Origin of the sequence: Pedobacter nyackensis, assembly GCF_900176505.1 — a bacterium.
Classification (GTDB): Bacteria; Bacteroidota; Bacteroidia; order Sphingobacteriales; family Sphingobacteriaceae; genus Pedobacter; species Pedobacter nyackensis.
The window spans coordinates 570,300-583,546 of the sequence record NZ_FWYB01000002.1; the positions used below are offsets into that span (position 1 = coordinate 570,300).

The 13,247-nt window shown below is 40.0% G+C and carries 12 protein-coding genes; 5 read left to right on the forward strand and 7 right to left on the reverse strand.

The genetic code is table 11. The annotated features are described in order from the left end of the window. Position 1 precedes the first annotated feature (1 nt). Complete coding sequence (locus B9A18_RS06635; protein ID WP_084288412.1) at positions 2 to 784, forward strand: M90 family metallopeptidase; 783 nt, start codon at positions 2 to 4, stop codon at positions 782 to 784. Between the two features lies 1 nt (position 785). Here the strand turns inward: B9A18_RS06635 and B9A18_RS06640 are convergent, their stop codons facing one another. From B9A18_RS06640 to B9A18_RS06650, 3 genes are all read right to left on the reverse strand, one after another. Then, positions 786 to 1,775, reverse strand: a complete 990-nt coding sequence (locus B9A18_RS06640) for an alpha/beta fold hydrolase (RefSeq protein ID WP_084288414.1) — start codon at positions 1,773 to 1,775, stop codon at positions 786 to 788. Between the two features lie 306 nt (positions 1,776 to 2,081). Beyond that, positions 2,082 to 4,382 (reverse strand): TonB-dependent receptor, encoded by a 2,301-nt coding sequence (locus tag B9A18_RS06645; protein ID WP_084288416.1) that lies wholly within the window; start codon positions 4,380 to 4,382, stop codon positions 2,082 to 2,084. A gap of 105 nt (positions 4,383 to 4,487) precedes the next feature. After that, positions 4,488 to 4,835 (reverse strand): hypothetical protein, encoded by a 348-nt coding sequence (locus tag B9A18_RS06650; RefSeq protein ID WP_144009414.1) that lies wholly within the window; start codon positions 4,833 to 4,835, stop codon positions 4,488 to 4,490. A 348-nt stretch (positions 4,836 to 5,183) separates the two neighbouring features. Between B9A18_RS06650 and B9A18_RS06660 the strand changes: the two genes are divergently transcribed. Beyond that, a complete protein-coding gene (locus B9A18_RS06660; RefSeq protein WP_084288421.1) occupies positions 5,184 to 5,654 on the forward strand; it encodes a nuclear transport factor 2 family protein in 471 nt (156 codons plus the stop codon). Here the strand turns inward: B9A18_RS06660 and hisS are convergent, their stop codons facing one another. The 3 genes from hisS to pdhA form a co-directional block, all read right to left on the reverse strand. Then, positions 5,655 to 7,040: a histidine--tRNA ligase gene (hisS, locus tag B9A18_RS06665; protein ID WP_084288423.1), complete on the reverse strand. Its 1,386-nt coding sequence runs from the start codon at positions 7,038 to 7,040 to the stop codon at positions 5,655 to 5,657. A 115-nt stretch (positions 7,041 to 7,155) separates the two neighbouring features. Next, positions 7,156 to 8,805 (reverse strand): pyruvate dehydrogenase complex dihydrolipoamide acetyltransferase, encoded by a 1,650-nt coding sequence (locus B9A18_RS06670; protein WP_084288425.1) that lies wholly within the window; start codon positions 8,803 to 8,805, stop codon positions 7,156 to 7,158. Between the two features lie 30 nt (positions 8,806 to 8,835). Continuing rightward, the gene (pdhA, locus tag B9A18_RS06675) at positions 8,836 to 9,831 is read right to left on the reverse strand and encodes a pyruvate dehydrogenase (acetyl-transferring) E1 component subunit alpha (RefSeq protein WP_084288427.1); all 996 of its coding nucleotides are present in this window, start codon (positions 9,829 to 9,831) and stop codon (positions 8,836 to 8,838) included. 394 nt (positions 9,832 to 10,225) lie between these two features. Between pdhA and B9A18_RS06680 the strand changes: the two genes are divergently transcribed. Beyond that, positions 10,226 to 10,780, forward strand: a complete 555-nt coding sequence (locus B9A18_RS06680; protein ID WP_084288429.1) for a C40 family peptidase — start codon at positions 10,226 to 10,228, stop codon at positions 10,778 to 10,780. A 69-nt stretch (positions 10,781 to 10,849) separates the two neighbouring features. Then, positions 10,850 to 11,950: a CapA family protein gene (locus B9A18_RS06685; RefSeq protein WP_084288431.1), complete on the forward strand. Its 1,101-nt coding sequence runs from the start codon at positions 10,850 to 10,852 to the stop codon at positions 11,948 to 11,950. On the opposite strand, the gene B9A18_RS06690 is transcribed toward B9A18_RS06685, so the two are convergent. Then, positions 11,947 to 12,132 (reverse strand): hypothetical protein, encoded by a 186-nt coding sequence (locus B9A18_RS06690; RefSeq protein ID WP_084288432.1) that lies wholly within the window; start codon positions 12,130 to 12,132, stop codon positions 11,947 to 11,949. The two genes, B9A18_RS06685 and B9A18_RS06690, sit on opposite strands and share 4 nt — an antisense overlap. 141 nt (positions 12,133 to 12,273) lie before the next feature. Between B9A18_RS06690 and B9A18_RS06695 the strand changes: the two genes are divergently transcribed. Then, complete coding sequence (locus tag B9A18_RS06695) at positions 12,274 to 13,203, forward strand: SPFH domain-containing protein (RefSeq protein WP_084288434.1); 930 nt, start codon at positions 12,274 to 12,276, stop codon at positions 13,201 to 13,203. Positions 13,204 to 13,247 lie beyond the last annotated feature (44 nt).

Genomic DNA, 13,247 nt, shown 5'->3' on the forward strand with positions numbered 1-13,247 from the left:
TATGGATACCATACTGTTTATCCTCATTCCGATATTTGTCATTGTGGTCTACTTTATACTCCGTGGCAATACTTCTAAATCGAAGAACATGGTAAAGCTTACGGAAGAAGAGCGTGACTTACTATTAAAGCGCGTACATTTTTACCAGCAGCTAAATGATGAAAACAAACTAAAGTTTGAAGATAAGCTAGCTGCATTTTTAGGCTATGTGCGCATAGAAGGCGTCGGCATAACAATTGAGTCATTAGATCGCGTATTAGTTGCCTCCAGTGCCATTATACCAGTGTTTGGCTTTGAGGATTGGAGATATAAAAATTTAACGAGTGTGCTTTTATACCCTGATACTTTTAATAAAGACTTTCAGTTTGAGGGCGGAGAGAGAAGTATCCTTGGTATGGTAGGCGAAGGCTACATGAATGGACAAATGATCTTATCCCGTTCGGCCTTATTGATCGGATTCTCCAACGCTGTGGATAAAGAGAACACAGCCATACATGAGTTTGTGCATTTATTAGACAAATCTGATGGTGCAACAGATGGTGTTCCCGACAACCTGATGAAACATGAATATACCCGTCCATGGGTAAAAATGATTCATCAGGAAATGCAGCATATAAAAAAGGGCAAATCAGATATCAATCCATACGCCATCACGAATGAAGCAGAATTCTTTGCAGTTGTTTCTGAGTACTTTTTTGAGAAGCCTCAGCAACTAAAAGATAAACATCCAGAGCTGTATCACATATTATCAGAGACCTTTTTACAGGACCCTGCAAAGAAATAATTTACAGGCTACCTAATAGTGCTACCGTAAATTCTGTTGGGATTTCGATGTGCGGGATATGCCCACAAGCATCAAATTCGATGATTTTAGCGCCTGGTATTTTCGCAGCAGTTTGCTTGCCTAAAAACCTGTATTGTCCGTATAAAACCTGTTGATCAGGACTAAGCAAGCCTTTACCTACAATGGTTTTATCCTCCTTACCAATAAACAGAACCGTTGGCACCTTTATATTGATAAATTCATACACTACAGGTTGCTCGTAGATCATGGTATAAGTCATTGCCGAAACTTTAGCCGCGCGTGGGAAATCAGCGCTATTTGTAACGCCACCTGCAATACGTACCAATTCTTCATATTCTGGTTTCCAAATAGTGAAATAAGAACCTTGATAATACTTTTTAACACTCTCCGCTGTTGATTTCAGCTCTGTTGCATAAGCTTGTTCGGTAGAGATATAAGGCACAAAACGACGGTAATCTTCCAGTCCTATTGGATTCTCAAGTAACAGCTTCTCCGTTTGATCAGGATACATCAATGCAAATCGAGTTGCCAGCATCCCGCCCATTGAATGACCTAATACGCTTGCTTTTTGCACACCCAGCGCATCAAGCAAGGCTTTGTTCCATGCGGCCATTTGGTGAAAACTATAATGTATAAATGGTTTTGACGACTTACCAAAGCCAATCTGATCAGGAACAATTACCCTAAATCCTCTACCGGTTAAAGACTTTATCACTTCAGTCCAATAATACCCGCCGAAGTTTTTACCATGAAAAAGCATTACCGTTCTGCCGTTTGCCATTTGTGTAGGCGCCACGTCCATATAAGCCATGCGTACATCCTGCCCTTCTACCGATATCGGAAAGTATTTCACAGGATAAGCATATTTAACATTCTCTAAAGTGATGGATAAGGTATCGGACTTTTGCGCAAATACTGCAACGGCAGATGAACAAAAGAAGATAAGGGATAAGGCTATTTTTTTTAACATGGGTCGTTTCTGAATCAACAAATAAAATCAGTGAAAGGCCTAAACTTACACATAATTTATTTTTTGAAACAAATTTAAACGTAACACCCTTAAGACAGTGTCAAAGCAGGCATAAAGAAGTGTCCGAGTCACCCTCATTTTTAACAATATTTAAACAGGGTACAAACAGGTTGAAAACGATATCAACGACCCTGTTTGCACCCTGTTTAGACCGAGGTTAGACCCTGTTTAGATATGGGCTAACTAAGACACTGCCAGAACACATTAGGGTGGCAATGCGCAGGCTATCCATTCGGACAAATCCGGTTATAAAAATGGGACGGAAATACCAAATGTAACGTTCCGGCCGGGGTTATAAATTCCCACAGGTTTATATCTGCTTAAATGATTATAATATTCCTTATTTAACAGATTCTGGCCAGTTACCCAGATATTAAGTTTTCCTTTCCCAGTAGTGATCGTAGTTCCAATCCCCGCATCCAATAAAGTATAACCATTGGTTTGCGTCTCAAAGCTATCAAAACGACCTTGCTTAAGCACATTCGTTACACCGACCTTAATATAGCTATCCAAGAACCCTTTAATGTTCGGCTCAAACTTGATATCATTGTTGATGCTTGCGGCCGGAATAAAAGGCAAGGGTTGATCCGTAGCTCTATTCACTCCCCTGGTGTAAGAAAAAGAGTTTTCAAAATGCAGAGATTTCACCAGGTGAAAATCTACTGAAGCCTCGGCACCCACCAGATCAGCATTTGTTTGTACATAACGATACACCGGCAGATCATGAGAACTACCATCCTCGTCTTGAAAAGGCATCGTCTCCTCATTAAAGTTACCCGGATAAATGTAATTAAAGATCCTGTTGGCATAAGCATTCAAACCAAAGGTTACACTTTCGGCAGTATATTCCAAGCCAAGGTCGAATTGCAGACTGGTTTCCTGTTTAAGGTCACTGTTACCTATTTCATACCTAAAAGTACCTTCATGTCTTCCGTTAGCACCTAGCTCAGCAATGTTTGGTGCCCTGAAGCCCGAACCCGCATTACCTTTAAGCACCATATTTTTGGCAATCTCGAAAGCAAAACCTAATGAAGCAGAGACATTTGAGAATTCGTTACTAAATCCGGTGAAAATCTGTTCGCCATCAAAGTTCAGGTCTTTGCCATTTACCTTTTTATAGTCGTAACGAAGTCCCGCATTAATAGCTCCTTTAGTGAAATTGCGTTTCAGATAGGCAAATGCACCAATGTTATTGCTATTGTAATCCGGAATCAAAAATTCCTCCCCTTTGTTAACGTTGTCTTGATACATCCCTTGTATACCAATAGCTGGTTGCCACTGACCTATAGCTGGAAAATTGTACTTCACATCATAAGTGTATGACTTAAGATTTAGGTTTAGTCCTGGCTCTTGTGCACTTTCTTCAAACTCTTTTCTGATGTTAGTTTGGAATGCGAATACAGTTTTCAACTGACCTTTTCCCAAAATGATATTACTGTTTAAGGCAGTACGGTAATGCGTGATATTCTGGAATGGTAAATCCAATCGTCTTTCCTTGGCTTCAGACTGGCTCAGAACTTCTCCATCATGGTTCATAAAACGGCCCTGCTCATCAGGTCCTTCCTCTACCAGACCAACATTGGTATGAAAACGCGAAAATGTTAAATGCGAATAACCCCAGCTTTTATTTAAACCTAGCATTCCATTAAAATTCATCTCATTAAAGCCAGAATTTGGCACTGTGATATCCTTGTAGCCAAAACCAAAGGCATTTTTGTACGATGTACGCCCACGATAAACAAAACCGTCTTCATTACCTTGCAGCATTAAAGAAGAGGCTGTAAGACCGTTATTGGTGCTATAGGTTGAGGTAAATGTACCATTGTGTACACCAGGAGCAGGGACAAGCTCATCGATTACATTAATCACCCCACCAAGGGCGTCTGAGCCATATAATAAACTTGCAGGTCCTTTTAAAATCTCTATCCTTGCTGCCGAAAACTGATCAGCTACAACACCGTGTTCATCACCCCATTGCTGCGATTCCTCTCTTGCACCATCAACCATCGTTAACACTCTGTTGTAACCAAGACCTCTAATGATGGGCTTAGAAATGGCGCCACCAGTGCTCACCTGCGAAATCCCCGGGATCTTCGCAATAGCATCAATCAGGTTTGTTCCTCCAGATTGAGCCAATTTTGTTTTACCAACTGTTACTACCGACAAGCTGTTGGTTTTATTGTTTGAACTAAAAGGCGAACCAGTAATTACTACTTCGGCGCTTTCGATAATCGAAGGAGACAAGTCAATAGTTAAACTATTCTGAGTGGCCAGGTCGACCAACACTGAGTAAGTTTTGTAGCCCACAAAGCGAACTTCAAGTAAAAACTTCCCTTTTGCAGGGACATTTTTCAATATAAATTCACCTTGATTGTTAGTAATGGTTATGGCTTTTAAATCTGTAATGTAAATGGTTGCTCCCGGAAGCGGGGCCTGAGTAGACGCATCAACAACCTTACCCCTAAACTGGGCCATTTCGGATGCGAAAGTCGATACAGGAAAAAACAGATATAGCGCTATGAATAATAAAAGATGTAATCTTTTCATTTAGAAAAATTGTTTAAAAAAGACATACCAGTATACGGGATACCGGTCTATCAAAATAGATAATTAAGAAATCAGACAGGTTATTTCACCTGTGTAAGGAGGTTATTAGGCAACGGGAGGCCCCCTAAGCGCCAGATCAATTAATTTGGTATAAGAACTACTTACGATCTGATAAACCCGGATTACAGGTTTACTAACAGTATAAATCTGAACATACTGCTTTGTGGTAATATAGTTTTTCTCGAAATGAGCCTTACAGATTAAACAGTGTTCGGTCTGACTGCTAACATGCAGTTTATGCGTACAGGTCTTTTCTTTCGTTACACATTTAGGTGCATGATTGTGGTGATGATCATGATGGTGAAGTGCACCAAAAGGCGTAAGTGCTATGGCAAATACCCATAACAGCAAAATCGATAATATCCGATGAATATATAAATGCCTTTCCCTCAATTCAGGTCAAAATTAGTGAATTCAATATAAATCCACCCTATAGGATTAGAACATTGCTAAGAGATGACAAGGAGCCCAGAAAAGGGGGTAAAAAAAGAAAGGGAACAACCGCCACAGTCACTCCCTTTCTTAACCTAAAACTAAAAACTACATATAAGACTATAATAGATGAAAAAGGTTTCATTTATTATAGTCTTTTTTATTTACTGCGTTTATTAAATATACAGAAGCCCATTTCCGTATATACTAATGACTCAGGCAAGACAAATGGATCAAACCACAACGGATGGCAAATACGAGTCCAATGGATTGAAGGTAATTTCGTAAATTAGACGAAAACCCGTCCTTATGAGTGCTAACGAAGACCTGATCCGTCAATTTTATGCGAGCTTTCAAAACAAGAATGTACAAGCTATGCAAGACTGCTATGCCGACAATGCTACGTTTAGTGATCCTGTTTTTACCAATCTAAATGCTTTAGAGGTAAAGTCGATGTGGGCGATGCTACTTAAAAACGGCAAAGACCTACGCATCGAATTCAAAAACATCCGCGAAGATGAAAACGGCACACATGCTGAATGGGATGCCTGGTATACTTTTTCAGCGACAGGCAGCAAGGTCCATAACCAGATTAAGGCATCATTTATTATTGAAAATGGGAAAATTGTAAACCATACTGACGAATTCAGCTTTTACAAATGGGCCAGACAGGCGCTTGGCTTTACAGGTTTACTGTTGGGCTGGACCAGCTTCCTAAAAAACAAGATCAGCACAACAGCAAAAGGAAACCTGACAAAGTTTATGTCGAGGGCTAATTAACTAGCCTTTCAGCAATTCAACAATTGACTCAATTGATAACTGCTTCTGCGATCCACTCTGCATATCTTTTATCGTTAAGAAGCCAGTCTGCATCTCATCACTTCCAATTAAGATTACGTAAGGGATGCGCTTATCATCGGCATAGCTCATTTGCTTTTTAAGCTTCGCTGAGGAAGGATATAGTTCTGTGGCAACGTTAGCCCTACGTAAACGCTGTAAGATCGGCAGGGCGTATCTTTCGGCGTCCTTATCGAAATTACTGATCAGTACTTTTGTACCGACAGCTGCAGATTCAGGAAAAAGATTAAGTTCTTGCAGTACATCATAAATTCTGTCGGCACCAAAAGAAACCCCAACTCCTGTTAGTCCCTTTAAACCGAACATACCGGTTAGGTCATCATACCTTCCTCCACCACCGATGCTACCCATAGCCACTTCGTTGGTTTTAACCTCAAAGATGCAACCCGTATAATAGTTTAGTCCACGTGCTAAGGTTACATCCAGTTCCACATCAGGATTTAATGATGAGTCTGTTTTAAGCATCTCCTGTACATAATCAAATACCGTTTCAATTTCAGCGATACCTGTTAATCCTATAGCAGAACTCTGAAGTACGGTTTTAAGGCTATCCAGCTTTTGCTCGTTGGTACCTTCCAATAAGATAACTGGCTTTAACCTGTCAATATCCGCTTCAGCAAACCCACGTTCCAATAATTCTTTAATCACACCATCCAGGCCAATTTTATCCAGCTTATCAATGGCTACTGTCATGTCGATAATCAGTTCAGGCTTACCAACCACCTCGGCAATACCAGATAGAATCTTGCGGTTATTGATCTTTATGGTAAAGTCCTTCAAGCCTAAGTTGCTAAGTGCTTCCTGATAGATCAGGATAAACTCAGCTTCATTTAGCAAACTATCAGAACCAACCACATCCACATCACACTGATAAAACTCTCTGTATCGTCCTTTTTGCGGTCTATCTGCACGCCATACCGGCTGTACCTGGAAACGTTTAAAAGGAAGAGAAATATCATTCTGGTGCATCACCACGTAGCGGGCGAAGGGCACTGTTAAATCATACCTTAAAGCCTTCTCGCTAATCGATGAAATCATCGCATTGGAATTGGCCTGAGTCAATAAATCAGGCTTTACCTTAGAAAGGTAATCCCCACTATTTAAAATCTTAAAGATTAGTTTGTCGCCCTCATCACCATATTTACCGGTTAAAGTAGAAAGGTTCTCCATAGAAGGAGTTTGTATTTCGGCATAACCATACTTTTTAAATACTGTTTTCACGGTATCAAAAATGTAATTGCGTTTCACCATTTCCTGAGGTGAAAAATCTCTGGTTCCTTTTGCTAAAGAGGGTTTGATATTCGACATGGCGCAAAAGTACAAAACTAAGAGGCATAAAAAAAGGTTGTCTGCTTTTACACAGACAACCTTAGTATTTTATGGTAATTATCTATTTAAAAATTCAAACAGATATGTTTTCTAATTAAACCAATAACCTGATTGGCTCTTCCAGCAATCCTTTAAGCGTTTGCAGGAAGGCAGCACCCGTAGCGCCATCAACCACACGGTGATCACAGCCCAAGCTCAGCTTCATAACGTTGCCAGGTACAACTGCGCCGTTTTTAACAACCGGAACTTGTTGTATCGCACCTACAGATAAAATTGCACCATCCGGAGAGTTGATGATTGATGTAAATTCGTCAATACCAAACATACCCAGGTTAGAAACGGTGAAAGTAGAACCTTCCCAATCCGATGGCTGTAATTTTTTAGCTTTTGCTTTCTGTCCGTACTCTTTAACTTCTGCAGAGATATGAGATAATGACTTACCATCAGCAAAACGAACTACAGGAACCAATAAGCCATCTTCTACGGCCATAGCTACACCAATATTAGTATGCTCATTGAAGCGGATTTTATCTCCACGCCATGAAGAGTTAACTGCAGGATGTTGTTTTAATGCAACAGCAACAGCTTTAATTATAATATCGTTGAATGAAACCTTAACCGGAGCAACTGCATTAATAGCCGTACGTGCAGTCATTGCATTGTCCATATCAATACTAATGTTTAAGTAGAAATGTGGCGCAGTGAACAAACTTTCCGCTAAACGTTTAGCGATCACCTTACGCATTTGCGATACTGGCTTCTCGGTAAAACGCTCTTCACCTACGTACTGAGGGATAACTGGCGCAGCTTTCTCTGCAGCCGGAGCTGACGAAGATTCTGCTTTTGCCGATGCCGCAGCTGGTTTAAAGTTTTCTATATCTTTTTTAATGATACGACCACCATCTGCGCTACCTGCAACCTGAGCAAGGTCAATTCCTTTATCCTTTGCAATTCTCTTAGCTAACGGAGATGCTTTTAAACGTTCTCCACCACCAGATGAAGCAGGAGCTTCTTCCTGAGGTTCAGCAGCTTTTTCAGCAACTGGTGCATCAGATTTTTTATCTTCAGTAACAGCTGGCTTAGCCGGTGCATCACCCTGACTTAAAATTCCACTGATGTCCGTTCCTTCAGGGCCGACAATGGCGATGATACCATTTACTTTAGCGGCCTGTCCTTTTTCAACACCAATATGCAATAAAGTTCCTTCAGCGTAACCCATAACTTCCATAGTTGCCTTATCGGTTTCTACGTCAGCCAGGATATCATCTTCTTTAACTTTATCACCAACTTTTTTATGCCATTCAGCAATTACGCCTTCAGTCATAGTATCACTTAGCAACGGCATTCTAACTACTGTAACGCCCATCTTTGTAAGATCAGCTTCACTTGGGCCTGTTGCTGCGCTTGGAGCGCTTTCTTCTTTCTTTTCTTCAACTGGTTTAGTTTCAGTTACAGGAGCCGCAGCAGCGCCTTCTTCAGCAGCAAGTGCTGCTTTGTAATCTTCACCTTCTTTACCAATTACAGCGATAACCGCATCAACAGGAACAGCCTTACCTTCTTCTACACCAATGTATAAAACGGTACCATCCCAGTATGATTCTAAATCCATGGTCGCCTTATCGGTTTCCACTTCGGCCATTACATCGCCGCTTTTAACTTTATCGCCAACTTTTTTATGCCATTTAGCCATCACACCTTCAGTCATGGTGTCGCTCATCTTGGGCATTCTAACTATTTCAGCCATTCTATAATATCTATTGAAATGAGTTCTTAATTAATCTTTTACGTAAGGATAATCCTGTTGCACATAAACATCAGTAAACAATTCTGATGCTTCAGGGAATGGAGATTCTTCTGCAAATTTTACAGACTCATCAACGATCTGTTTTATCTTACCTTCGATTCCTTCAATCCAAGCTTGATCAGCATACTTTTCTTTAAGTATAACCTCTCTTACAGACTCGATAGGATCTTTAGCTTTATATTCTTCCAACTCGTCTTTTGTACGATATTTAGCAGGATCAGACATAGAGTGTCCACGGTATCTGTATGTTCTCATTTCCAGGAAGGTTGGACCTTCACCGGCTCTTGCACGTTGAATGGCTTCATCCATTGCATTGTGAACAGCAACCGGATCCATACCATCTACCGGAGCACATGGCATATCAAAACCTAAACCTATTTTGTAAATATCAGTCATGTTCGTGGTACGCTCCACTGAAGTTCCCATTGCATAAAAATTGTTCTCGCAAACAAATACAACAGGTAATTTCCAAAGCATGGCCATATTGAACGCTTCGTTTAAAGCACCCTGACGAACAGCGCCATCACCCATATAGCAAATGTTTACATTATTTGTGCCTTTATATTTTTCAGCAAATGCAATACCTGCTCCCAATGGAATTTGTCCACCTACAATACCATGTCCACCATAAAAATGATGTTCTTTACTAAACATGTGCATAGAGCCACCTTTACCTTTAGATACACCAGTAGCTTTACCATACATCTCTGCCATAATGCTATCCGCACTTACGCCCAAGGCTAGTGCATGAGCATGATCACGATACGTAGTAATCATGGAGTCTCCTAGCTGCATAGCAGAAATTGCTCCGGCTACTACTGCTTCCTGACCGATATATAAATGACAAAAACCGCGGATTTTTTGTTGTCCGTAAAGTTGACCGGTTTTTTCTTCGAACTTGCGCATCAGCAACATCGACTCAAACCACTTTAGATAGGTATCTTTATTTATTTCTACTGCACTCATTTTGGGGTGTTGATTTTTTTACGAGAGCAAAGCTACTTTTTTATTGCAATATATCGAAGCAAATGATGTAAAATGCACACTAAGGTTATAGAATTGCTAACATCGTACAATGCTTCTAACAAGGTCAATATTAGCACATATCCCAACATTAACAAATTAAAAGCAAACAGATCCTTAAGAATGCAATCATATGTTGCACCCAAAACCGAAGTAGCCGAAACTTATATGGCGGAAAAAATATCGTTCTCTTGTTGAAATGTTAATAACTTTCAATATAAATTGAATGACATTTGGATAACATTTGTAAAATGTATATGTTTGCCACCCTAACAATAAGCCCGTAGTGGTGTACGTTTAAGTGTAAGTGCCTAATACCCAAACTTAACAGTATAACATGATAAAAAAGTTTTTGTTTTCCACCCTAATTGGTTTGTGCAGCTATTCAGCTATCCAGGCACAAACGAAAACAAAGGAAACCAACAAATTAGCAGATCCTGATAATTTAGCCTCACAATATTTTTCACAGGTTATGGGTGTTGCTGTTGATGCAACTTCTAACGTAAAGCTGTACAAATTCATTTATGAATGGATTGGAACGCCTTACAGATTTGGAGGAAATACAGAAAAAGGCATCGACTGTTCGGCTTTCACCAAAGCCATTTACGATAAAGTTTTCAACACTACCATATTGCGAAATTCACGTGATATTTTTAGCATGGTTGATCCATTGCCTAAAGATGAATTGAAAGAAGGCGATCTGGTATTTTTTAAAATAAAAAGCAGAAGCATAACACATATTGGCATATACCTTGGCGACAACCGCTTTGCACATGCATCGTCAAGTCGTGGTGTGGTTATCAGTAATTTAAACGAACCTTATTACTCAAGATATTTTTACAAAGGTGGCCGCATTTTAGACGGTATTAAGGAAGACCTGATTCAGGAATAAAATCCTAGCCTTTAACAATACTGGTCCTTCTAAGCATTTTAGAAGGACTTTTTTTATACCCAAATACAGATGAAGCTTTCTACCTCCGGTTTTCTGATTACCGCAATCGCTTTTGCCTTTTTAGGCTGCAGCAGCAACACCGCCAGTGTTCCTAAACAGTTACCTATCCAGGACACCCCTAGGGTGATAAAAAAGGATACGATCTCCATTGTAGCTGTTGGCGACATTATGTTAGGCTCAGCCTACCCTAGCAAATCAAATCTGCCATCTGATGATGCGGTTAATAGCTTTAAAACTGTAGCCGATTATTTAAAAGGCGATATCGTTTTTGGTAATCTCGAAGGCTGCTTTCTAAACAATGGTAAATCAACCAAGTGTAAAGACACCATCAGCAACAGTTGCTTCGCTTTTAGAATGCCGGAACGTTATGCGGGTATCATTCAAAAGGCTGGTTTTAACTTATTAAGCGTTGCCAATAACCATGTAGGTGATTTCGGACTTAGAGGTAGAACACAGACAGCGGCCATCTTAGATTCGCTCAATATTCATTATGCGGGATTGCAGTCGCACCCATTCCGAATTTTTGAAAAGGATAGCGTTAAATATGCCTTCTGTGCTTTTGCGCCAAACGAGAATACGGTGTCGATAAATAAAGTTGACAGCGCCAAACAGCTGGTTAAGCGTTTAAAAGCGGAAGCCGACATTGTTATTGTTTCTTTTCATGGTGGTGCAGAAGGTGCTAAATCTGAACATGTAACCCGAAAAAAGGAAATATTTTACAATGAAAACCGCGGTAATGTATATGCATTTGCTCATGCTGTAGTTGACGCTGGTGCCGATGTGGTTTTAGGTCATGGCCCCCACGTAACCCGAGCTGTAGAAGTCTACAAAAACAAGTTTATCGCTTATAGCCTGGGCAATTTTTGCACCTATGGCATGTTTAGTCTTAAAGGCCCAAATGGAATTGCCCCCTTAGTACAACTCAAAATAAACAGCAAGGGAGATTTCCTCTTTGCTGATATTGTTTCTGTAAAACAGGATAAGATCAATCGCCTGACGTTAGATAACCAGGACGGAGCCTTCAAGAAAATCAAATCACTAACTGATATTGATTTCCCCGCACACAATTTAGATTTCTCTACAACGGGGCGAATCCAGTTAAAAGATTAAGACTCATCCTTTGTATTTTTAACCAGGCCAATGCCCGATACAAAAAATATTAAGCCAATAATTCCGGCAACAATTAGTTCCCTGCTGTGAAGGCTATGATTTACGAAGCCGTAACCGGCATAAATAAGGCCTATAATACCTAATATGGTCAGTACAGCGCCAAAAATACGTTTAACATTCATAATGATTATGATTTAGTATTAATTGTATTACAATATCCATGCCCTGTATGAAAATTCAACAACCTGATCATTAAATATTCAAATAAGACAAGAATTTTAGTACCTTGATATCATTATATTCATAACCTATAAAAACCCATTATGTATACAACGTACATCATTCTTTTACTCCTTGTAATTATTTTGATCAGTTCATTTGTTACCGTTAAACAAGGCACAATTGCTGTAGTTACAATTTTTGGAAAATACAGAAGATTGCTTAGTCCCGGACTTAGCTTAAAAATCCCCTTAATAGAAACCATTCATTCCCGCATCTCTATACAGAACAGATCGGTTGAACTATCTTTTCAGGCGGTTACCCAGGATCAGGCAAATGTTTACTTTAAGGCCATGTTGCTTTATTCAGTAATCAACCACGATGAAGAGACCATCAAAAATGTAGCCTTTAAGTTTGTGGACTCAACAAACTTAATGCAAGCTTTAATCCGCACCATAGAGGGGTCGATCAGAGCCTATGTTGCTACGCAAAACCAAGCCAATGTACTGGCACAACGAAATGAAATCGTAGATCATGTTAAGCACCAGATTGACCAGGTATTGGAAAGCTGGGGCTATCATTTACAGGATTTGCAATTAAACGACATTACATTTGATGAGGAAATCATGCGCTCAATGAGTCGCGTTGTGGCCTCTAATAACTTAAAAGCTGCCGCTGAGAATGAAGGTCAGGCTTTATTGATTACCAAAACCAAAGGTGCTGAAGCTGATGGTAACGCCATTAAAATTGCTGCTGCAGCTGAACGTGAAGCTGCTCAGTTACGCGGACAGGGTATAGCCTTATTCAGAGCTGAAGTTGCACACGGTATGACTAAAGCTGCTCAGGAAATGGAAGAAGCTAACCTGGATATCTCGGTAATCTTATTCACGATGTGGACAGAATCTATCAAACAGTTTGCGGAGAACAGCGAAGGCAATGTTATTTTCCTTGATGGATCTACAGAGGGAATGAATCGCACCATGAAAGAAATGATGGCTATGCAGATGCAGAAAACGATACAAGAAAAGAAATAACAGTAAAAAACTGAATTGTTAAGTACAAAAAAGGGCCTGCATCA